11 protein-coding genes and 6 pseudogenes are annotated in these 22793 nt (G+C 47.9%); 3 read left to right on the top strand and 14 right to left on the bottom strand.

All coding sequences use genetic code 11. The annotated features are described in order from the left end of the window. Positions 1 to 55: 55 nt before the first annotated feature. The 6 genes and pseudogenes from parC to nudF all read right to left on the bottom strand — a co-directional run bounded on the left by parC (position 56) and on the right by nudF (position 6973). Positions 56 to 2331, bottom strand: a pseudogene (gene parC, locus TZ48_RS09865) (DNA topoisomerase IV subunit A). A 2-nt stretch (positions 2332 to 2333) separates the two neighbouring features. Beyond that, positions 2334 to 4213 (bottom strand): annotated as a pseudogene (gene parE / locus TZ48_RS09860) (DNA topoisomerase IV subunit B). 235 nt (positions 4214 to 4448) lie between these two features. Then, the gene (yqiA, locus tag TZ48_RS09855; RefSeq protein ID WP_112479017.1) at positions 4449 to 5036 is read right to left on the bottom strand and encodes an esterase YqiA; all 588 of its coding nucleotides are present in this window, start codon (positions 5034 to 5036) and stop codon (positions 4449 to 4451) included. Beyond that, positions 5036 to 5860 carry a 3',5'-cyclic-AMP phosphodiesterase gene (gene cpdA / locus TZ48_RS09850; RefSeq protein ID WP_112479016.1) on the bottom strand — a complete coding sequence of 275 codons (825 nt, stop codon included), beginning with the start codon at positions 5858 to 5860 and terminating at the stop codon, positions 5036 to 5038. Before cpdA ends, yqiA begins: the two co-directional genes overlap by 1 nt. A gap of 30 nt (positions 5861 to 5890) precedes the next feature. Further along, entirely contained in the window at positions 5891 to 6337 is a 447-nt protein-coding gene (locus TZ48_RS09845; protein ID WP_112479015.1) for a DUF1249 family protein, read from the bottom strand. A 12-nt stretch (positions 6338 to 6349) separates the two neighbouring features. After that, entirely contained in the window at positions 6350 to 6973 is a 624-nt protein-coding gene (gene nudF / locus TZ48_RS09840) for an ADP-ribose diphosphatase (protein WP_112479030.1), read from the bottom strand. Between the two features lie 235 nt (positions 6974 to 7208). On the opposite strand from nudF, the gene tolC reads away from it, so the two are divergent. After that, positions 7209 to 8528, top strand: a complete 1320-nt coding sequence (tolC, locus tag TZ48_RS09835; protein WP_112479014.1) for an outer membrane channel protein TolC — start codon at positions 7209 to 7211, stop codon at positions 8526 to 8528. A gap of 85 nt (positions 8529 to 8613) precedes the next feature. On the opposite strand, the pseudogene hldE reads toward tolC, so the two are convergent. The 5 genes and pseudogenes from hldE to TZ48_RS09810 form a co-directional block, all read right to left on the bottom strand. Further along, a pseudogene (gene hldE / locus TZ48_RS09830) lies at positions 8614 to 10045 on the bottom strand (bifunctional D-glycero-beta-D-manno-heptose-7-phosphate kinase/D-glycero-beta-D-manno-heptose 1-phosphate adenylyltransferase HldE). A 138-nt stretch (positions 10046 to 10183) separates the two neighbouring features. Then, positions 10184 to 13037 (bottom strand): annotated as a pseudogene (gene glnE / locus TZ48_RS09825) (bifunctional [glutamate--ammonia ligase]-adenylyl-L-tyrosine phosphorylase/[glutamate--ammonia-ligase] adenylyltransferase). Positions 13038 to 13136: 99 nt separating this feature from the next. Then, a pseudogene (locus TZ48_RS09820) lies at positions 13137 to 13906 on the bottom strand (ABC transporter permease). 5 nt (positions 13907 to 13911) lie between these two features. Further along, positions 13912 to 14832 carry an ABC transporter ATP-binding protein gene (locus TZ48_RS09815; RefSeq protein ID WP_112479013.1) on the bottom strand — a complete coding sequence of 307 codons (921 nt, stop codon included), beginning with the start codon at positions 14830 to 14832 and terminating at the stop codon, positions 13912 to 13914. Positions 14833 to 15011: 179 nt separating this feature from the next. Next, positions 15012 to 16658 (bottom strand): SulP family inorganic anion transporter, encoded by a 1647-nt coding sequence (locus TZ48_RS09810; protein WP_112479012.1) that lies wholly within the window; start codon positions 16656 to 16658, stop codon positions 15012 to 15014. A gap of 233 nt (positions 16659 to 16891) precedes the next feature. Between TZ48_RS09810 and can the strand changes: the two genes are divergently transcribed. Then, positions 16892 to 17542 carry a carbonate dehydratase gene (gene can / locus TZ48_RS09805; RefSeq protein ID WP_112479011.1) on the top strand — a complete coding sequence of 217 codons (651 nt, stop codon included), beginning with the start codon at positions 16892 to 16894 and terminating at the stop codon, positions 17540 to 17542. A gap of 59 nt (positions 17543 to 17601) precedes the next feature. On the opposite strand, the gene hpt is transcribed toward can, so the two are convergent. After that, positions 17602 to 18132 (bottom strand): hypoxanthine phosphoribosyltransferase, encoded by a 531-nt coding sequence (hpt, locus tag TZ48_RS09800; protein WP_042501080.1) that lies wholly within the window; start codon positions 18130 to 18132, stop codon positions 17602 to 17604. 515 nt (positions 18133 to 18647) lie between these two features. Here hpt and TZ48_RS09795 point away from each other — a divergent pair. Then, on the top strand, positions 18648 to 19274 hold the full coding sequence (locus TZ48_RS09795) for a LuxR/HapR/OpaR family quorum-sensing transcriptional regulator (protein ID WP_042501078.1): 627 nt from the start codon (positions 18648 to 18650) through the stop codon (positions 19272 to 19274). A gap of 79 nt (positions 19275 to 19353) precedes the next feature. Here the strand turns inward: TZ48_RS09795 and lpdA are convergent, their stop codons facing one another. Next, on the bottom strand, positions 19354 to 20781 hold the full coding sequence (gene lpdA / locus TZ48_RS09790) for a dihydrolipoyl dehydrogenase (protein ID WP_042501075.1): 1428 nt from the start codon (positions 20779 to 20781) through the stop codon (positions 19354 to 19356). Between the two features lie 370 nt (positions 20782 to 21151). Continuing rightward, positions 21152 to 22793, bottom strand: a pseudogene (gene aceF, locus TZ48_RS09785) (pyruvate dehydrogenase complex dihydrolipoyllysine-residue acetyltransferase); the annotation flags it as partial.

The following is a 22793-nucleotide window of genomic DNA, read 5'->3' as shown; positions in this document are numbered from 1 at the left end:
AAAAACCTCCGACAGTGTCGGAGGTTTTTACGTTTTATTTCTGCGTGTTAGTGGCTTACTCTTCGGTAGTGCTTTCAGGTTCGTTGCCCGTATCGACCTCGATACGAGTCACTCGCTGTAGACCGCGTGGCAGCAATCCACCGCGACGTCCGCGTTCACCACGGAAGTTATCCAGGTCACTCGCTTTCAGTCCAAGCTTACGCTTGCCAGCATAAAGGGTAATAGATACACCTTTTGGCAACGCCATCAAGTGAGAAACAAACTCCTCACGCGCCTTCGCCTTCGCCGATGGAATATTGATGATCTTATTCCCTTTACCCTTACCTAACTGCGGCAAGTCTTTAATTGGGAACAACAACATACGGCCTTGGTTGGTGATGGCTAAAATTTCGTCTGACTCAAGATCGCCAACCGTTGCTGGCGTCATCACTTCAGACGCTTGTGGCAGAGTCACCAGCGCTTTACCGCTGCGGTTTTTCGATAGCAGATCGCTACCTTTACACACAAAGCCATAACCCGCATCTGAGCCAATCAACCACAGCTGATCTTCCTCACCCATCACCACTTGGCGTACTGTCGAGCCAGCACTGATGTTGAGTCGACCAGTAATCGGCTCACCTTGGCTTCGAGCGGATGGCAACGAGTGCGACTCTAACGAGTAACTGCGTCCATCGCTGCCAAGGAACACTGCAGGCTGATTACTCTTACCTCTGGCGGAGGCTAGGAATTTATCACCCGCTTTGTAATTGAGTCCGCTTGGATCAACATCGTGGCCTTTAGCATGACGGATCCAGCCTTTTTCTGACAACACAACCGTGATTGGTTCGCTTGGTACCAAATCACGCTCGGTCATCGCTTTCGCTTCCGCGCGCTCAACGATTGGAGAGCGGCGGTCGTCACCGTACTTCTCTGCGTCAGCTTGAATTTCTTTCTTCAATAGCGTGTTCATACGACGCTCAGAGCCAAGTAGCTTTTCTAGCTTCTCACGCTCTTTCTCAAGCTCGTCTTGTTCGCCGCGGATCTTCATTTCTTCCAGCTTCGCAAGGTGGCGAAGTTTGGTGTCTAAAATCGCATCCGCTTGAATATCCGTGATGCCAAAACGCGCCATCAGCACGGCCTTTGGATCGTCTTCCGTACGAATGATCTCAATCACTTCATCAAGGTTGAGGTACGCAACCAACAAACCTTCAAGGATGTGCAAACGAGCTAGGATCTTGTCTAGGCGATATTGAATACGCTTACGTACTGTCTCACGGCGATACTCAATCCATTCCGTTAAGATCTGTACCAGACCTTTTACTTGCGGACGGTTATCGAGACCGATCATGTTAAGGTTCACACGGAAGTTCTTCTCAAGATCGGTCGATGCGAACAAGTGATTCATCAATTGGTCGCAATCAATACGGTTTGAGCGCGGCACCACGACGATACGCGTTGGGTTTTCGTGATCCGACTCGTCGCGCAAGTCATCTACATTGGCAGTTTCTTGGCACGCATTTGGTTTGCAATCTGCTCAAGCAGCTTAGCGCCAGACACCTGATGTGGCAGCGCAGTGATGACAATCTCCGAGCCTTCTTTGTGCCACACTGCACGCATCTTCACACTACCACGGCCGGTACGATAGATTTTCTCTAGGTCAGCTTGCGGTGAAATGATTTCAGCCTCGGTCGGGTAATCTGGGCCTTTAACAAACTCCATCACCTCAGCAAGCTCAGATTTTGGCTTATCAATAAGATGAATCGTTGCGTCGGCAATCTCACGCACGTTGTGCGGCGGGATGTCCGTTGCCATACCGACTGCGATACCGGTAATACCGTTAAGCAAAATGTGCGGCAACCTCGCCGGTAGGATCTTCGGCTCTTTCATGGTGCCGTCGAAGTTTGGCTGCCACTCAACCGTACCTTGACCGAGTTCACCAAGCAGTACTTCAGCAAACTTGGACAATTTGGCTTCGGTATAACGCATCGCAGCGAACGATTTTGGATCGTCTGGGGCACCCCAGTTACCTTGACCGTCCACCAGCGGGTAGCGATAAGAGAATGGCTGAGCCATCAATACCATGGCTTCATAACACGCCGAGTCGCCATGCGGGTGATACTTACCCAACACGTCACCAACGGTACGTGCCGATTTCTTGTATTTCGCCGATGCGGACAGACCCAGCTCAGACATCGCATAGATAATGCGGCGCTGCACGGGTTTCAATCCATCACCGATGTAAGGCAATGCACGATCCATAATCACGTACATTGAGTAATTCAGATAGGCGTCTTCAGTGAACTTTCGCAGAGGCAGCTGTTCTACACCATCAAAAGACATTTCAGTCGACATTGTTATACCTCAGCCATGTCACCGTTGTTTTGTAGCCAGCTACGACGATCATCAGCACGCTTCTTACCAAGTAGCATATCCATCATCTCATTGGTGGCTTCGTCATCATCAATGGTCAACTGCACTAAGCGACGGGTATTAGGATCCATCGTAGTTTCACGCAGCTGTAGTGGGTTCATCTCACCCAGACCTTTGAATCGTTGAACGTTGATCTTCGCTTTCTTCTTGCTCAAACGCTCAAGCACGCCATCTTTTTCATCGTCATCAAGGGCGTAGAACACTTCTTTACCACAGTCGATACGATACAGAGGTGGCATGGCGACATAGACGTGTCCGGCAGCAACCAACGAGCGGAAATGCTTGGTAAAGAGTGCACACAGAAGAGTTGCAATGTGCAGACCATCCGAGTCCGCATCGGCAAGAATACACACTTTACCGTAACGCAGGCCGTCTAGGTTTTCGGTATCCGGGTCAATGCCCAAAGCCACCGAGATATCGTGTACTTCTTGAGACGCCAAAACTTGGTCTGCCGATACTTCCCATGTATTTAGGATTTTACCGCGCAGTGGCATCACGCTTGGAACTCACGATCGCGCGCCTGTTTGGCACTACCACCCGCCGAGTCACCCTCCACGAAGAAAATTTCTGTGCGATTTAAGTCTTGTTGCGAACAGTCTGTGAGCTTACCTGGTAGCGCAGGGCCAGAGGCCACCTTCTTACGCACCACTTTTTTGCTGGCACGCATACGGCGATGCGCGTTGGCAATACACACTTCAGCCAACTGCTCTGCAAGTTGAGGCTTTTCATTCAACCATAGGCTAAATGCATCTTTGACCACACCAGATACAAACGCCGCGCACTGACGAGAAGAAAGACGCTCTTTGGTCTGTCCGGCAAATTGCGGGTCTTGCATCTTAATGGACAGGACGTATGAACAGCGCTCAAATACATCATCACCGGTCAGCTTGACGCCACGAGGTAGCAGATTACGGAACTCACAGAATTCACGCATTGCATCCAAAAGGCCTTGGCGCAGACCATTGACGTGCGTACCGCCTTGCGCAGTCGGGATCAGGTTAACGTAGCTTTCGGTGATCATCTCACCGCCTTCTGGCTGCCAGATCACAGCCCAAGTTGCCGCTTCTGTTTCTGCAGCAAACTCGCCAGTAAATGGTGCTTCAGGCAGAACTGCGTAGCCCTTTACGCCTTCCGCTAGATAGTCTTTTAGACCATCTTCGTAGTACCACTTATAGTCTTTGCCGTTCACCTTATCGGTAAAGGTAATTTCAAGACCCGGACACAACACGGCTTTCGCACGCAGGTTGTTCACCAAACGAGTGACCGAGAAGTTCGCCGAGTCAAAATAGCTCGCATCAGGCCAGAAATGAACGCTAGTACCGCGATTACGGCGACCACAAGTGCCAGTCACTGTCAGTTCTTGAACTTTATTGCCGTGCTCAAAGGCCATTTCGTACACTTGACCATCGCGACGTACGGCAACTTCAACGCGTTTCGAAAGCGCGTTAACCACAGAGATACCAACCCCGTGCAAACCGCCGGAGAATTGATAGTTTTTGTTCGAGAACTTACCACCAGCGTGAAGCTTACAGAAAATAAGCTCAACACCTGAAATCTTCTCTTCAGGGTGGATATCGACTGGCATACCACGACCATCATCAATTACTTCTAGCGATTGGTCAGCATGCAGAATGACTTGTACCTTAGAGGCATGTCCGGCTAGCGCTTCATCGACACTGTTATCGATAACTTCTTGGCCCAAGTGGTTTGGACGCGCTGTATCCGTATACATCCCTGGTCGGCGACGTACTGGCTCAAGACCATTGAGAACCTCAATGGCTCCAGCATTATATTGTTCTGTCATAATACGGAAATTTTACTCAAATAATGATTGATACTTAGCAGCAAAAATAGAGATTGCGACTTAGTGTCGCTGGCCCGTTTGTTAAATCGTGCATCGTTGAATAGTGCACTACTGCGGGCTACGCGCAAGTACAGACACATCATAGTCTGGCTCAACGCAAGTGTTGTCAAGTTTCACGCAGAAGTTGGAGGGAAAATTATGACTGTCTCCTCAAGGGAGACGAAAAAAGCGACGATTACAGGCCCAAGAAGCGGATAATCTGTTCAGGGAATCGTTCAAAACCGACAAAGCTATGATCGCCATTTTCTTCGACGGTTTGCTTGCATTGGCGATACTTGTCGACCGCCTGGCGATAATCTAGAACTTCATCGCCCTCTTGCTGCAACAGCCAAAAATCGTCAGGTGATTGAATGGTTTCCACATCGAGCGCTTTGAGCTCATCAATGTGTTTCGCTTCCAACACGTAACGCTCGTTAGTATACGGATTTTGCTGTTCACCGAGAAAATCGAGCAGAAGCTCATAAGGCTTAACCGCTGGATTGATCAATACTGCTTTAAAACCATAGTGATGATTAAGCCAGGTGGATAGGTAACCGCCCAGCGAGCTTCCAACCAGCGCTATCTGGTAGTCCGCTTGGTATTGACCCACGATTTGCTCAAGGTAGCGCGCAGCCTGCTCTGGAAAACACGGCATTTGCGGCACGACTACTTTGATATCGGGCCTCGCCTGCTGACAATACGCCAACATAGCTTGAGCCTTAAACGACTCGGGTGAGCTGTTAAAGCCGTGGATATAAAGAAGCAGCGGACGCTTTGCGCTCATTAGTAACCTTCCGCGTTGAAATCGGGACGAAATGCGCCGTGTGGCAACCTTTTTACTTCTGTTTTCACTTCACCATCGGCACACAGCTCTAGCTCCCGCCAACCCGGTGATCGAGTATCAAGCGCAAACTCGTTAGAATTTGGCTTAAACTGTACACACGTCGATGGTGTTGCAAGCACGCGAACGTCATTGCGAAGATGATCCAACTCTTGATGGATATGGCCGCACAATACAGCACGAACATTGTTGTGCTTTTCCACTACCTGCCAAAACTCGTGCGCATCTTTGAGCGAGTGTTGGTCAAGCCACGCACTATTCACCAGCATCGGGTGGTGATGCAATAGCACTAATGTATGTCTGTCGCTATGCTCGGTCAGTTTGCGATCTAAAAAGTCTAACTGACTGTCACTGAGTCGGCCGTGCGGCACGCCTACCACTTGCGAATCAAGCAGCAATACTTGCCAATGCTCACCGAGCAATGCATAAGTCACATCCTGAATCAGCGGCGCACTCACGACACTGTTCATGCATGGCTTATAGTCATGGTTACCGGGCAGCCAGTAACAAGGCAAGCCCAACGGCTCGATACCATCGACAAATTTTTGATACGACGCTTCGGTATGATCCTGAGAAATATCGCCCGTCGCGAGCAAAGCATCAAACGGCATGCCTTGCTGCATAACTTCCGCTACGACGGCGTGAAAACTATCTTGGGTATTAACACTCAGTAAGCAACCATCATCAGGCGCAAACAGATGCGTGTCCGTTAATTGCAGCAACCTAACGCTACTTAACTGAGATTCATCACTGGGTGTTGTGTTCAAAATATTAAAAACCTGAAATTATAATTCTTGTTAGCTGCGATACATGATCGGAGCTCGACTAATGCCATTTTTTAAACAGAACGTCAGCCAATCACTTAAAAACTGATTAAACTGAAATTTTTCGTCCTTTTGATGCATCTTTGCGTTGGGGTAATCGTACCTTGCTTGGACGCGAGACGCGTTTTCACAATCACTTACCTCTGCCACTTTTGCATCGTGATAGAGCCTAACGGTCATTTTAGGCAATGGGAAAACAGGAAGCTCATCATCTTGGAAAATTTCAACCAATGTTGTGTACTTCGTCACTTCTCGCACTTCTAACTGGTAAGTCAGAGAGCCTGCTTGATAACAGCGTACATCCCCAACTTCTGGCTGTGTTGGGATCAAGCGATTGAGCTTAGCGTAGTTGGTTTCATAAATACGCATTAACTCAGCAAGATCAACATGATACGTATTAGTATCGACAACACGAGCCATAAAAAATTCCCTCTACCATTGCTGCTTGAGCTTTTGGTAATTCAGTTGTAGCCATTGTAAGGCGATAATGGAGGCACCATTTTCAATCTCGCCACTCTCCACCATTTGGTATGCACGCTCGCGAGAGACCACGCTCACGCGAATGTCTTCACCTTCACTTTCAAGGCCGTGAACACCGCACGCCTGCGTCGCATCGACGTGACCAACAAACACGTGAATCCGCTCGTTGCAGCCACCTGAAGATGGGTAGTACCGCGTAATGGGCACCAACTGCTTCACATCAACGCCCGCTTCTTCCACTGCTTCACGGCAAACCAGCTCTTCGATACTCTCTTGCTTATCGACAATACCGGCAACAATTTCTATTTGCCATGGATGAGAGTGTTCAAGAGCACCAACACGGATTTGTTCAATCAGCACGACTTGATCAGTGATCGGATCATAAGGCAGCATAGCGGCTGCATCGCCACGAACAAACATTTCTCGGTCAATTAATGCACTCCAGCCCCCTTCAAAGCGCTTATGCTTGAAGCGAAACTGAACCATTTCAAAAAAACCTTTAAATACGGTTTGTTTTGACACAACCTCAACGTCTTGCGACGTATAATGCTCGCCTGACTTTAATCCGTCTTTCATCATCGACCTCTGGCTTCCGTGAACCTTATAGTTACTCAAGGAATAGAGCGACTACCAAGGACACGGCTCAATTTTTCACGTAAAAATTCAAAATTAATTTGATTCTGGTTAATTATTTGTCTCAACTTTTGGTGAGCTTGCGTAAAAAAGTGCAAAGTTTCGAGTGAATTACGGCCAATTTAAGTTAAACTGTGAATCATACCTTTATTAGTATTACTAGGCAGGATTAGGACAAATGAAAAAACTGCTTCCACTCTTTATTACAGCTGCATTAGGAAGCGTAAGTGCAGCGACATGGGCCGACTCCCTAACCGAGATCTACGATCAAGCAAAGCAAAACGATCCTCAGTTGCTACGTGCAGCAGCTCAACGTGATCGTGCATTTGAAGCGATCAATTCTGCTCGTGCAACACTTCTACCACAAATCAACTTGACCGCTGGGTATGACTTTACTCGAGCGGATTACGATTTTGGGGACAGTGATAACCTAACGGCTGGCGTTGGCTTCTCTCAAGAGCTGTACAACCGTACAAGTTGGATCACACTAGACACGGCTGAAAAAACGGCGCGTCAAGCGGACTCTCAATATGCAGCGGCGCAACAATCCCTAATCCTTCGTACCGCGCAAGCATACTTTGAAGTGCTACGTTCAAAAGACAACCTAGAATCTGTTCGCGCCAACAAAGCCGCGGTTGCTCGCCAGCTAGAGCAAACCAAGCAGCGCTTTGAAGTGGGCCTATCGGCGATTACCGACGTTCACGATGCGCAAGCTCAGTATGACCGCGTCCTTGCTGACGAGGTTGTTGCAGAAAACAACCTACTAAACCAATACGAAGCACTGCGTGAGATCACAGGTCAAGAGCACAACAATATTGACGTCCTTGATACCGACCGTTTCGCTGCAGCTCGCCCAGAGCAAGACGTTAACTTCTTCCTCGAAGAAGCACAGTCGAAGAACTTAGATCTACTGTCTGCACGTATCGGTCAAGATATCGCCAAAGACAACATCACGTTAGCAAGCTCTGGTCACCTACCTAAGCTTACTCTTGATGGTGGCTACGGTTATGACAATGAACGTAACTCTGACAGTCAACGCGTGAGACAAGGTAACGATACGACTAACGTATTCAACGCTGGTATCAACTTGTCTATCCCACTATATACCGGTGGTAACATTACCTCGCAAACCCGCCAAGCAGAGTTTGCCTACGTTGAAGCAAGTGAGCAGCTAGAGCAAACCTACCGCTCGGTGGTTCGTAATGTTCGTGCAAATAACAACAACATCAACTCTTCTATCGGTGCAATCCGTGCCTTTGAGCAGACGGTAATTTCTGCAGAATCGGCACTAGAAGCAACCAAAGCAGGTTTCGATGTCGGTACGCGTACTATCGTTGACGTTCTAGAGGCAACTCAGGCACTTTACGATGCAGAAAGCAACCTATCTGATGCGCGTTACGACTACATCGTCAGTGTGCTCAACCTACGTCAATCTGTAGGTACCTTGAGTGAGCAAGATATTATTGATATCAATGCTGGCCTTAAGAAAGCGAACTAACTCATCGTTTGCCATCACATAGCTAGCCAGCACTAAAAAGGGACGCCTCGGCGTCCCTTTTGTTTATCTGGTATAAAGGCTTAAATTAGCCTTTGCCACCTTTGATCGCTTCAATGATTTCTGTCGTTGAGCAGCCATCTTCGAAGTTAAGTACCTTCACTTCACCGCCCGCCGCAATCACTTCTTTACCACCCGCTATCTCTTCTGGTTTGTAATCGCCACCTTTCACCAACAGTGATGGAAGCACTTCTGAGATCAAGCGACGCGGCGTCTCTTCCGAAAACGGAACCACCCAATCCACTGCGCCCAGACCAGCCAATACTGCCATACGGCGATCCGTTGGATTCACTGGACGACCGGGACCTTTCAATGCGCGAACAGATTCATCGGTATTGACCGCCACAATCAAGCGATCGCCCAGCTCTGCTGCGTGATTAAGATAAGAAACATGACCAGCATGTAAGATATCAAAACAGCCATTGGTCATGACCACCTTCTCACCTTTCGCGCGCGCTTTAGCAACGGCTTCAATAAGTGCTTGCTCACTAATCACGCCATAGTCAGTATCTTGGCTACCATGAACCGCTTCCGCTAGCTCAATCGTTGATAGCGTTGACGTACCCAGTTTACCCACAACTACACCCGCAGCTGCATTCGCCAGTGCACAGGCTTCATCTAGCGGTTTGCCTGCTGCAACCGATGCTGCCAATACTGAAATCACCGTATCGCCTGCACCTGTTACGTCATAAACTTCTTTGGCTTGAGTCGGCAGATGGAATGGCTCTAGACCACGGCGTAGCAAGGTCATGCCGTGCTCGCTTCGCGTCACCAATAGCGCGTCAAAGTCGAACTGCTCGATAAGTGCGTTGCCTTTTTCGATCAGCTCTTGTTCGTTCTTCACTTTACCCACAACATGCTCAAACTCAGCCATGTTTGGTGTCAGCAAAGTTGCACCACGATAGCGTTCAAAATCCGCACCTTTCGGGTCAATAAATACTGGAACGCCAGCTGCTTTTGCTTTTTGGATGTAACGCTGAACGTGCTCTAGTGCACCTTTGGCATAATCCGATAAGATCACGGCACGAACATCGGGTAGCGCTTGTTCCATTTTCGCCAGTACCAACTCTGGGTCAGTGTTCTCAAATTTGTCTTCAAAATCGAGACGGATAAGCTGTTGACCACGGCTCAGTACACGTAATTTAGTAATGGTTGGATAATCTGGCAAAGCAACAAAGTCACATTTCACTTTCAGTGAAGTGAGCGTTTCAGTCAGTACTTTCGCTGGTTCATCCATCCCCACCAAACCGATGGTGTGAGCATGGCCACCAAGCGACGCAATGTTCATTGCCACGTTCGCAGCACCACCCGGACGCTCTTCGTTGTTTTTCTACTTTCACTACAGGTACTGGCGCTTCTGGTGAGATACGTCCCGTTGGACCGTACCAGTAGCGATCAAGCATGACATCGCCAACAATCAATACGCCAGAATCGCTGTAATTCGGTAGGATGGGTTTCATTTCTGTACTCCACATAGTGACAAAGAAGATGCCATGGCATCTTCTTATCATAATTTACGTTGGCTTTGTCTCAGTAAGCCTTTGATGGGATAGTAGCACAACTCCTTACTGCACTACTAAAACAAGCCACGCTTTTCTCTAGCGGGTTCCAAGCCAGGCATTCCATGCTTCGACCACAATGGCTTTTTCCGGTTCAAACTTTTCTTCAGCCACATCCGCATCCAAATTGAGAAGATTGCGGTGATGGATCTCATCACGCAGTGTCGTGTAAGCATGAGTCAGCGCCATCGCTTGTCCTTCTTCCATCACGCCTTGTGCCATCATCGACTCAAAGATACGCACATTATCAGACCAACGCGTCAGTTTCGGTTTGTCATGGCTGTATTGCAGCACTAGGTACTGAGCCAAGAACTCAATATCGGTGATCCCGCCGGGATCTTGCTTAAGCATAAAGCGTCCCGCTTTCTTGCCGCCCAAATGGTCACGCATTTTCTCACGCATATCGACCACTTGCTCGATAAGTTCGGCTTTGTCGCGAGACTTACACAAAATATTATGGCGAGTAGCCCCGAATGCTTTCTCCAGTGGTGCATCTCCATAAATCATTCGTGCTCGAACGAGTGCCTGATGCTCCCAGGTCCAAGCATCATTATGTTGATAATCATCGAACGCATCGGTTGGACTCACTAATAGCCCTGACGCGCCAGAAGGGCGCAATCGAGTATCCACTTCATACAAGATGCCCGACGCGGTGCGTGTCGAGAAGATATGTATGATGCGCTGCGCTAGACGCAAGTAAAACTGGCGACCATCAATCTCTTTCTTACCGTCGGTATACACGCTCACTGGCAGTCGTGCATAAATACGATATCCAAGTCTGAATTATAGCCAAGCTCCCAGCCGCCAACTTTGCCATAACCAATAACAGCAAACCCTTTGCTACCTCGGTCTTTTAGATGCGATGGCTCACCATACTTGGCGGCCATTTGCTGCCACGCTTGGTTGATACCCGCCTCAACAATCGCCTCGGCTAGGTAAGTTAAATGATCGCTTACCTTCATCACTGGCAATACGCCCGCAATATCTGCGGCGGCGATCCTAAGGATACAGGTTTGTTTAAACTGCCTCAGTGCCTCCATCTGCTGCTCCATATCCTCTTCTGGGATGCGAGCTAGATAATCACGCAGTTCAGTCTTATAGGACTCCAAAGGAACAGGATTATAGAGATGTGCAGGGTCAAGAAGTTCATCCAGAAGAACTGGGTAACGACCAAGCTGCTCTGAAATCATCGGGCTCGCAGTACACAAGCGAACAAGTTGAGTCAGCGCCGCTGGATGTTCATCAAGCAGCTCTAGATATGTCGTGCGGGTGACAATTCGGTGCAGAACATGCAGCACTCGTGGCAAACCAAATTCCGCGTCTTTGTGGCTATAGATAGCGCTAAAGACCTTTGGCATTAATCGGTTGAGTACCTCTCGCCCTCTCGGCCCTAAGGTCTTTTTAGCCAGATCAGCCTTGAATTGCTGAATGGTTGCACACTTGTCTTGGGCATTTTCCACCTTGAGGTCATGTTCTAAGATATGCTCGATAACTTCGGTACGGCCAACCATATCCCAAAGCTCATGAAAGTGCTTAGCGATTGGATCGACGTCTTCGTCTTCTTCATCTTCACCAATTAAGTTGGCAAACACGTTGTGGACGTTGAGCATATGCTGCTCAGTAGCGCTGAGCATGCTCTTCCAGTCGTCAAAGCCCATAGCAAAGGCAAGCTTGCGCTGTTCCGATTCATTGTCTGGCAGAGTTTGAGTCTGCTTATCGGCCATTGCTTGCAAAAGGTTTTCTTGACGACGCAAGAAACAATATCCGTCTCTCAACTGATTGACTTCGTTTAATTCAAGCAGCTTTAAGGTTTCAATCGCGTCCAATGTCTCCAGCAAGCCTCGGCCACGGAGACTTGGCTCACGGCCACCGCGGATCAGTTGAAACACCTGAGCAATAAACTCGACCTCGCGAATACCACCGGCACCAAGTTTGATGTTATTGCCTAGACCACGTCTCTCACCTCGCTGCTGATCATCGACTTCATTCGGCGCAAAGATTGGATGGCACTAAAGTCGATATAACGACGGAAAACAAAAGGGCGCAGCATCTGTCTAAGCTCTTGGTATTCAGGGTACATTTCACGCCCCATCACTCGAGCTTTCACCATGGCGTAGCGCTCCCAGTCACGCCCCTGCTCTTGATAATAATCTTCCAGTGCCGCGTAACTCATTACCAAAGGACCACTTTCCCCAAACGGTCTCAAACGCATATCGACGCGATAACAGAAACCATCAAAGGTTTGCTGATCAAGTGCCTTTATGATGCGCTGACCGAGACGAGTGAAGAACTGGGCATTCGCGATCGAGCGGCGCGCTCCTTGCGTCTCACCGTTTTCTGGATAAGTAAAAATAAGATCGATGTCGGAGGAAAAATTAAGCTCACCACCACCCAGCTTACCCATACCAATGATCAACATTGGCTGCGCTTCGCCATCAGCATTGCAAGGCGTGCCCCACTCTTTACAACAGACTTGGTATTGCCATTGATAAGTCTCAAAGATCATCGCTTCGGCAAGCATCGACAAATGGCTTAGGCTCTCCTCCAGCGTCCAATCATTGAGGAAATCTCGCCAAGCGATATAGACCATTTCCCGATTGCGGAAGCGGCGCAGTACGCGGTGGCCATCGACTTCTTGCTCACAGTCCGCCAGTTGAGCTTCTAAACGTTCTCGATACTCCTGCTCGCGGCTTGATTCACTGAGCATTTCTGGCAGTTGTTCAAACAACATGTGATCTTGTTGCAATGCTTCAGTGACGAACTTGCTCATTGCCGTCACTTGTTGCAACTGAGTCAGTCTCTCTGGAGACCAGTGGGAGAAATCGGAATAAGTGTCTTTGAGTTGCGCTAACGCCTTATCAGCGTCTTGTTGTAATTCGGGAGGCAGTTGCATTTGTCGTCCTTGTCTCGACTCATAACAAAAAGTGGTGACCGAGGCCACCACTTGTTTCATTCGCTTGTCGCTGTGATTATTGGAACTTGCCAAAAAGCCTTAGCTTCTCAGGCCAATTCCCTTGGTCACTAAATGATGGGCTACACCATAAAGTACCACGATAAACGCCAAGAGTACGCCAAAAGATGTCACAATCCCTACATCCGACACACCCAAAAATCCGTAGCGGAACGCGTTAACCATGTAGACAATAGGATTGATTTTCGACACGCCCTGCCAAAACTCAGGCAGCAAGCTAATGGAATAGAATACGCCGCCAAGATAAGTCAGTGGGGTCAGTACAAACGTTGGAATAATCGAGATATCATCGAACGTCTTAGCAAACACGGCGTTGATGAGACCGCCTAGGGCAAAGACCACCGAGGTTAAAAACACCGTCGCAATAATAATGCCCCAATGCTCTACCCGCAGATCGACAAACAGCAGCGATACAATCGTCACTATGGTACCTACGAGTAATCCGCGCACCACACCGCCCATCACAAAGCCTGCAATAATGATGTAGTTTGGCACTGGCGCAACGAGTAACTCTTCAATATTGCGCTGAACTTAGCGCTAAAGAATGACGACGCCACGTTAGAATAGGAGTTGGTAATCACCGACATCATGATAAGACCCGGCACAATGTACTCCATGTAACTAAAGCCGTTCATCTCACCGATGCGTGAGCCGATAAGGCTACCAAAGATAATGAAGTACAGCGTCATGGTGATCGCTGGCGGTACCAGTGTTTGCACCCAAATGCGAGTGAAGCGATTGATCTCTTTGGTCAATAAGCTCTTAAAAGCCGTCCAATACAAACCATACATGTTCATTATTTTGCCTCCGTTTGTTCACGAACAATGGAGACAAACAGCTCTTCAAGTCGGTTCGCTTTGTTTCTCATTGATAACACCTTAATGCCAGCAGCTGAGAGCTGGCTGAAGATATGGTTAAGACCCTGAGTCTTCTCAATTTCTATCTCTAAAGAGCCATTGACCAAGTACTGCGTATTCACACCCTCAAGCTCAGGGATCTCCGCATTACCTTCAATATCTAGAATGAAGGTCTCGACGTGCAGTTTGTTCAGCAGCGCTTTCATTGAGGTGTTCTCGATCAGCTCACCACGCTGGATAATACCGATGTTACGACACAGCAGCTCTGCTTCTTCAAGGTAGTGAGTCGTCAAAATGATGGTAATACCTTGACGATTGATCTCTTTTAGAAAATCCCACATTGAGCGGCGCAGTTCGATATCGACCCCGGCGGTTGGCTCATCCAAGATCAGCAGTTTAGGCTCGTGCATCAAGGCGCGGGCAATCATCAGGCGACGCTTCATCCCGCCCGACAAATTACGAGCTCGCTCGCTGCGCTTTTCCCACAAATCAAGCTGAGATAGGTACTTCTGTGCTCTTTGTTTCGCAACGTCTTTCGGTACACCGTAGTAACCTGCTTGCTGAAGGACGATTTGCTCCACCGTTTCAAACTGGTTGAAGTTGAATTCTTGTGGAACCAAACCCAGTTGCTGCTTCGCGAGCTCAAGCTCTTTATCGATGTCATGACCAAACACGCTCACTTTACCTGAGGTTTTGTTGACCAATGATGTAATAATGCCGATGGTGGTCGACTTCCCTGCTCCGTTAGGCCCAAGCAAGGCGTAAAAGTCACCTTGTTCGACGGTCAAACTCACACCCTTGAGCGCTTCAAAGCCACCGGCGTATGTTTTTTTTAGCTGTTCTATTTCTAGTGCGACCATAGCGTGCTTCCAAAATCTGCGTTGATAGAAATTGGAATATTTCCATCAATATCGAAAAGTTATCTGATGGTACTACACATGATGATTGTTGCACCAGTTTTCAAGTCGATAAGCAAAAATGAATATAAAAAAAGCGAGTGTGAAAACTCAGCACTCGCTTTTCTGATGGTTAGATGTCGCTAAGCCGTCGCGACATGGGCTGCCTCTAAGGCCGCTTCACGCTCAATGAAAATGTTGTCATCCGGCACCAAATCAATAACGTGGAACTTATCCAGTTGCTGACGGATCTTATCGTGTGGGCAGAGCAAGTACACATGACAATGAGCATCTTGTGCATCTTTAATCGCATTTTCCAATGCCAAACCGACAGTCACGTCGATCATAGGCACATCCGTCAAATCGAGGATCATCGCTTGATAATCAGAAATGCTCGAGTGCTGCCTAGAGATCGCTTTCGATACACTGAAGATCATCGGCCCCGACAAATAGAAAAACAGTACTTTACCTTGCGACTTCTCCAGCAGCGCTCGCTCCGTATCCGTCAATGGGACATCGTCATCATCGGCATCACTGATGGCTTTCACCTGTCTTGCTTGCTCACGGCTTAAACGCTCAATAATGATAATGTTTGAGATGAAGACGCCCAGTCCAACCGCAACAATCAAGTCAACGAAAACAGTCAGAAGCATCACACCATACATGATGGCCATACCCGGGATACTGACTTTGTGTGCTCGCTGAATGAAACTCCAATCTAAGATATTGAAGCCCACATACACCGCAATGCCAGCCAGTACCGCCATCGGAATAGGCTCTGTCAAACCACTGGCGACCAAAACCACCAGCATCAGAACTAGAGCGCGAATCACGCCAGAAAGAGGTGAACGAGCTCCAACCTGAATATTGGTCACGGTTCCCATCGTCGCACCTGCGCCAGGTAGCGCACCAAACAAACCAGCCAACAGGTTAGCAAGGCCCTGGCCACGTAGCTCTTTATCTGAGTCGTGCTCTTTACGAGTCAGGGAGTCACCGATAACCGCAGTAAGCAGTGTATCGATACAACCTAGCGTGCCAAGTACCAAAGCATCTATCACCATCTCTGTGAACATTTCTGCATTGAAGTGCGGCATCACCAATGACGGTAAGCCCGCAGGGATCTCACCTATGCGGCGAATCGACCCATCGTCGAACAGCAGTACGGACAACAGTGTCACTGCCACCAGTGCCACCAATTGAGGTGGGACATGTTGGCGGTATTTCTTAGGTAAAAGAAACAAAATCGCTAGCGTTAGCGCGCCAAGTAGTAGCTCGGCGAAGTCAATATTGGCAAGCAAATCTGGCAGCGCAGTGAGAGTACCAACAACTCCACCAGAAGGCGCAGCTTGCCCAAGCAATGGCGCCAACTGCAATATAATCAGTATTACGCCAATCCCTGACATAAAGCCTGATACCACACTGTATGGCATCAAGGTGACGTACTTACCAAGCTTGAGCGTCCCTAGCAGTATCTGAAATGCTCCCGCCATCATGACAACGGTAAAGGTCATGGCGAGTCCCGTTTCCGGATACTTGGCCATCATGCTGGTCAGTACTGCGGTCATGATCACCGTCATCGGACCGGTCGGCTCTGAGATCAAAGTCGACGAACCACCAAAGAGTGCGGCGAACAGACCAACCATGATCGCGCCCCAAAGACCTGCTTCGGCGCCTGCGCCGGATGCAACACCAAACGCGAGCGCTAATGGTAAAGAGATGATTGCGGTGGTCACACCACCAAACACATCCCCTTTTAGGTTAATATCTTCAAAACGACGTCCTAACTTCATTACTATCCCTGAGAAATAACCAAAAAATTGATTAAGGTTAACAAATGTGACCGCGAGTTAATATTTATTAAGTACTGCTCATTCGACATAAGTTATGACAATTTGTCACGCAATCGTTAAATAACTGATTTTACGTGCAAGAACACGTCAGATGAGTGAATTTGAGACACTTTTTAACGAGATTCAATTTGTAACATTGTGTATAGTGTGGCGAATTATTGAAGGGAAGTACCATGCCGGAAATCAAACAACTTTTTGACAACAACTCAAAATGGTCGCAAGAGATCACCTCTGAACGCCCAGAGTATTTCGCTAAGCTTGAAGAAGGGCAAAGCCCGGGCTTTCTGTGGATCGGTTGTTCCGATAGCCGAGTCCCAGCAGAGCGACTAACAGGTTTGTATTCAGGTGAGCTTTTTGTTCATCGAAACGTTGCCAACCAAGTCATTCATACCGACCTGAACTGTTTGTCCGTGGTGCAATACGCGGTTGACGTTCTCAAAGTGAAGCACATTATTGTATGTGGCCACTACGGTTGCGGCGGTGTAAATGCAGCCATCGACAATCCTCAATTGGGTCTTATCAATAACTGGCTTCTGCACATCCGCGATTTGTACCTTAAGCACCGTAAATTCTTAAATGAACTGCCACGTGAAGCTTGGGGAGACAAGCTCTGCGAGATCAACGTCGCTGAACAGGTGTACAACCTAGGTAACTCAACGATTCTGCAAAATGCTTGGGAAAGAGGCCAAGACGTAGAAGTGCACGGTGTGGTTTATGGTATTGGTGATGGCAAACTGGAAGACTTAGGTGTTCGTTGCTCAAGCCGTGAAACATTGGAAGCAAACTACCAAACAGCAATGCAGACAATCCTCGGCGCTGAGTAATAAGCTCAGACACAGGATCAAAAAAAGCCCACGTGTGGGCTTTTTTTATACTCGAGAGGTTACTCTTGAGGCACTACCTTACCGATGTATGGCAGGTGACGATACTTCTGAGCGTAATCGATACCCACGCCCACAACAAACTCATCAGGGATCTCAAAACCAATCCACTTCACATCAACGTCCACTTCACGGCGAGAAGGCTTATCCAGTAGCGTACAAATCTCGATAGACTTAGGCTCACGCAGCGACAGAATCTCTTTCACTTTGTTTAGCGTGTTGCCTGTATCGATGATGTCTTCAACGAGCAGTACGTCTTTACCTTTAATGTCATCATCAAGATCTTTAAGAATGCGCACATCGCGAGAGCTTTCCATGGTGTTGCCGTAGCTAGAAGCGGTCATGAAGTCGACACAGTGGGTCAAATCAATCGCACGAGCCAAATCCGCCATGAACACAAATGAGCCACGAAGCAGACCGACCATCACGAGATCTTCGCTGCCTTGGTAATGTTCGGTGATGGCTTTGCCTAACACTTGTACGCGCTCATGAACTTCTTGCTCAGAGATCATGACTTCTACAGTATGTTTCATATCTATCTCGATGTTGTATGTGGGTAGAACAAACGCAGCCAGGACCGCGCACCTTGATAGAGTATAAAACATCAAGATAAAGTCGCTCGCCTAGCATGCCTGTCAATTTGCGCGCAATAGTATCACTTTATACCGTCCGATAAAAACCCGCAGCACGCGCATAGTCCTTTGTAGCAACAACAATATCCGCTCCACTGTTAACGACTTCTGTTGAAAATTTATATTAATTTCACAACAAAATGTGATACGCAGATAAATTACTCTTAATTATGATAATTATCAGTGTATGACTATTGACCATTAACATATGCACCATTACACTTATCTGGAATTAGAAAAATAGGAGCAGTTAATTTCCATTTTGGAAATAACCCTACAAAGACTGGTATAACGTCATCGGTCGAAGGGTTTATGTGGTTTTCCGTCATGTGAAATGGCTGACTCATAATAAACGAGGAGTAAGGCGACGAAAAAAAAAGTCACCACCTCGACAATCGTTGGCAAGGAAAAACAATATGGACTCTATAGTAAAAAGACCTAGGACTCGTCTGTCTCCGCAAAAGCGTAAACTACAGCTTATGGAGATAGCGCTTGAAGTATTTGCAAAGCGCGGCATTGGACGCGGGGGACACGCCGATATCGCAGAAATCGCACAGGTTTCTGTTGCAACAGTATTCAACTACTTCCCAACGCGTGAAGACTTAGTGGATGAAGTACTCAACCATGTAGTGTGTCAGTACTCGAACTTTCTATCGAATACCATCGATCTTGATGTCAACATCAAAGACAACTTGGTGAACATCCTCGATGGTGTCGTCGATATGGTGGTCGAAGATTGTCACTGGAATAAAGTCTGGTTTGAGTGGAGCACATCAACCCGTGATGAAGTTTGGCCGCTGTTTGTTAGCTCAAACAAAACCAGCCAAGCTTTGATTGAAAACATGTTCATTAAGGCCATTGAACGCGGTGAAGTTTGCCCGCACCACAATCCAAAACACCTCACTAGTCTATTCCACGGCCTTTGCTACTCACTATTTGTAGAAGCAATGCGCACGAACGATAGCGATACCGTAAAATCGCTCACTGATTGCTATATGGATATGGTGTGCATTTACAACAATGGTGACGCACACGCATCATAGTTTGCTTATCGCGACTTGCTTATCAAGAGCATAAAAAAACGGCCAGTATCAATACTGGCCGTTTTTCTTTATTCAGAACTTACTTCTTTTTCTTCGCTTTCGCATTTGGAAGGTCAGTGATTGTGCCTTCAAATACTTCTGCTGCAAGACCGACAGATTCGTGCAGAGTTGGGTGAGCGTGGATAGTCAGAGCGATATCTTCTGCATCACAACCCATCTCGATCGCCAGACCGATTTCACCAAGCAGTTCACCACCGTTAGTACCAACGATAGCACCACCAATAACACGGTGAGACTCTTTATCAAAGATAAGCTTAGTCATACCATCAGCACAGTCAGACGCGATAGCGCGGCCAGATGCAGCCCATGGGAATGTCGCCACTTCGTAGTTGATACCTTCTGCTTTTGCTTCTTTTTCTGTCTTACCGACCCATGCCACTTCTGGCTCAGTGTAAGCAATTGAAGGAATCACTTTCGGGTCAAAGTAGTGCTTCTTACCAGAGATAACCTCAGCCGCTACGTGACCTTCATGCACACCTTTGTGAGCAAGCATTGGTTGACCCACGATGTCACCGATAGCGTGAATGTGTGGAACGTTAGTACGCATTTGCTTATCAACATTGATAAAGCCGCGCTCATCCACTTCAATACCCGCTTTCTCTGCATCAAGCAGCTTGCCGTTTGGCACACGACCGATAGCAACAAGAACGGCATCGTAACGCTCAGCTTCAGCAGGAGCTTTTTTGCCTTCCATCGAAACGTAGATACCGTCTTCTTTCGCTTCAACAGCCGTTACTTTGGTCTCAAGCATCAAGTTGAACTTGTTCTTAATACGCTTGGTGTAAACCTTAACCATATCTTTATCCGCGGCTGGGATAAGCTGGTCAAACATCTCAACCACATCAACTTTAGAACCTAGAGAGTGGTAAACCGTTGCCATTTCTAGACCGATGATACCACCACCCATGATAAGCAGTTTTCCTGGTACTTCTTTTAGCTCAAGAGCGTCCGTTGAGTCCCAGATGCGTGGATCTTCGTGTGGAATGAATGGCAGTTTGATAGGGCGAGAACCTGCTGCGATGATTGCGTTGTCAAACGTAACTGTTGTTGACTCGCCTTCACCTTCAACAAGGATAGAGTTAGGACCTGTGAACTTACCGTAACCATTAACGATGTTAACTTTACGCATCTTAGCCATACCGCCAAGACCACCAGTTAGCTGGTTTACCACCTTCTCTTTCCAGATACGGATCTTGTTGATGTCTGTTTGTGGCTCACCGAAAACAACACCATGTTCAGCCATTGCTTTAGCTTCTTCGATAACTTTTGAAACGTGAAGAAGTGCTTTAGATGGGATACAACCCACATTCAGACAGACACCACCTAGGGTGCTATAACGTTCGATAAGAACAGTTTCAAGACCTAGGTCTGCACAGCGGAATGCGGCAGAGTAACCAGCAGGACCAGAACCAAGTACAACAACTTGGGCTTTAATTTCTTTGCTCATTTTGACCTCTTGTAGTCATTATCCCTAACAGGCTGAGTGGGTATTGATTTTCTTTTTTATAAACTTCGCTCAAACGCCCTATGACGACGTTTATAGCGTAATGAGTTTAAATTTTTATGATTTCAGACCGCCAACATTTTACAGAGATGTTAATGGTGTGAAAAGTAAATCAATTTAGCCTGTGAGCTAGACGACAATTCACGGGGAATTGTTGTATGAATTTGATTTTTTACCCCTCCTAGCCTCCCCTTATTAAGGGGAGGAACCTAGGCTCGCTGCGCATCGCTTGTTTGAAAAGGCGATGCAACTTCATGAGCAAGCCCGTCGTTCTCCCCCTAGATAAAGGGGGAGCTAGAGCGGGTCAGCTACTTTAAAGTACCAAGCGACGAATATCGCTCAAGCAGCTGTTTAGATAAGTAATGAAACGTGCACCTTCCGCACCGTCAATCACTCGGTGATCGTACGACAGTGAAAGTGGCAGCTGTAGGCGCGGCTCAAATTCTTTACCGTTCCATACTGGCTTCATTTCAGACTTAGACACACCAAGGATACCAACTTCAGGTGCATTTACGATAGGAGTAAATGCAGTACCACCGATGCCGCCTAGGCTTGAGATAGTGAAACAGCCACCTTGCATATCTGCAGCAGTGAGCTTGCCGGCACGTGCTTTCTTAGAGATAACCATTAGCTCTTCAGATAGCTCGTAGATGCCCTTCTTGTTTACGTCTTTAAATACAGGAACAACAAGACCGTTCGGCGTATCCACTGCGATACCAACGTTCACGTACTTCTTAAGAATGATGCTCTCGCCATCTTCTGATAGAGAAGAGTTAAACGCAGGGAAGGCTTCAAGTGCTTTCGCAACTGCTTTCATGATGAACACAAGTGGCGTGATCTTCATGCCTGAATCTTTCTTCGCTTCGATAGCATTTTGCTCTTTACGGAACGCTTCTAGCGCTGTGATATCCGCGTTATCCCACTGTGTAACGTGCGGGATCATTACCCAGTTACGATGTAGGTTAGCACCAGAGATCTTCTTGATCTTAGAAAGCTTCTGAACTTCAGTCTCACCAAACTTGCTGAAGTCAACCTTCGGCCAAGGTAGTAGACCAAGAGCAGAACCGTCGCCGCCTTTGCCAGCTGCCGCAGCACCAGACTCAAGACGCTTAAGTGCATCTTTAACGTAAGCTTGAACGTCTTCTTTCAATACGCGGCTCTTACGACCCGTACCTTTTACTTTCGCTAGGTTAACGCCAAACTCACGAGCTAGACGACGAACGACTGGAGACGCGTGCGCGTACTCGTGGTTCTCTTGGAAGTCGTTCGCTTGTGGTGCTGCATCCGCTTTCGCTGCTGGAGCCGGAGCCGCCGCAGGTGCAGTTGCTGGAGCCGCTGCTTGTGCAGGTACTGCAACAGGTGCAGGCGCTGCGCCCTCCACCGGAGTGCCGGCCACAACGAATGTCATAATCAGCGAGCCAGTCGTGACTTTATCGCCAGCTGCAATCTTGATTTCTTTAACTGTGCCAGCGAATGGTGCTGGTACTTCCATAGAAGCTTTGTCACCTTTCTACAGTGATAAGAGATTGCTCTTCTTCCACTGTATCGCCAACCGCTACCATTACTTCAGTAACTTCAACTTCGTCACCGCCGATATCAGGTACGTTAACTTCTTTTTCAGCTGCGGCCGGCGCTCCGGATGCTGCTGGAGCTGCTGCTGGAGCTGCAGAAGCTTGTGCTACTGGAGCACCTGCAGTTTCAAATACCATGACAAGAGAACCAGTTGTTACTGAATCACCTTCAGCAATCTTGATCTCTTTAACCGTACCTGCAAATGGAGCTGGTACTTCCATAGAAGCTTTGTCGCCTTCTACAGTTAGAAGAGATTGCTCTTCTTCCACTGCATCGCCAACTTTAACCATGATTTCAGTCACTTCTACTTCGTCGCCACCGATATCTGGAACGTGAACTTCTTTAAGTTCAGCCGCTGCTGCTGGAGCTGGAGCCGCTGCTGG

Origin of the sequence: Vibrio variabilis (assembly GCF_003263785.1) — a bacterium.
Classification (GTDB): Bacteria; Pseudomonadota; Gammaproteobacteria; order Enterobacterales; family Vibrionaceae; genus Vibrio; species Vibrio variabilis.
The sequence above is the reverse complement of the archived record's forward strand: the minus strand, read 5'-3'. Positions and strand labels throughout refer to the sequence as shown.

Excerpts from the sequence above, each read along its gene's own strand:
- lpdA (WP_042501075.1), bottom strand. The coding sequence starts at position 20,781 with ATGAGCAAAGAAATTAAAGCCCAAGTTGTTGTACTTGGTTCTGGTCCT.
- can (WP_112479011.1), top strand. The coding sequence starts at position 16,892 with ATGCCGGAAATCAAACAACTTTTTGACAACAACTCAAAATGGTCGCAA.
- hpt (WP_042501080.1), bottom strand. The coding sequence starts at position 18,132 with ATGAAACATACTGTAGAAGTCATGATCTCTGAGCAAGAAGTTCATGAG.
- TZ48_RS09845 (WP_112479015.1), bottom strand. The coding sequence starts at position 6,337 with ATGGCTCGTGTTGTCGATACTAATACGTATCATGTTGATCTTGCTGAG.
- yqiA (WP_112479017.1), bottom strand. The coding sequence starts at position 5,036 with ATGAGCGCAAAGCGTCCGCTGCTTCTTTATATCCACGGCTTTAACAGC.
- TZ48_RS09795 (WP_042501078.1), top strand. The coding sequence starts at position 18,648 with ATGGACTCTATAGTAAAAAGACCTAGGACTCGTCTGTCTCCGCAAAAG.
- TZ48_RS09810 (WP_112479012.1), bottom strand. The coding sequence starts at position 16,658 with ATGAAGTTAGGACGTCGTTTTGAAGATATTAACCTAAAAGGGGATGTG.
- nudF (WP_112479030.1), bottom strand. The coding sequence starts at position 6,973 with ATGAAAGACGGATTAAAGTCAGGCGAGCATTATACGTCGCAAGACGTT.
- tolC (WP_112479014.1), top strand. The coding sequence starts at position 7,209 with ATGAAAAAACTGCTTCCACTCTTTATTACAGCTGCATTAGGAAGCGTA.
- TZ48_RS09815 (WP_112479013.1), bottom strand. The coding sequence starts at position 14,832 with ATGGTCGCACTAGAAATAGAACAGCTAAAAAAAACATACGCCGGTGGC.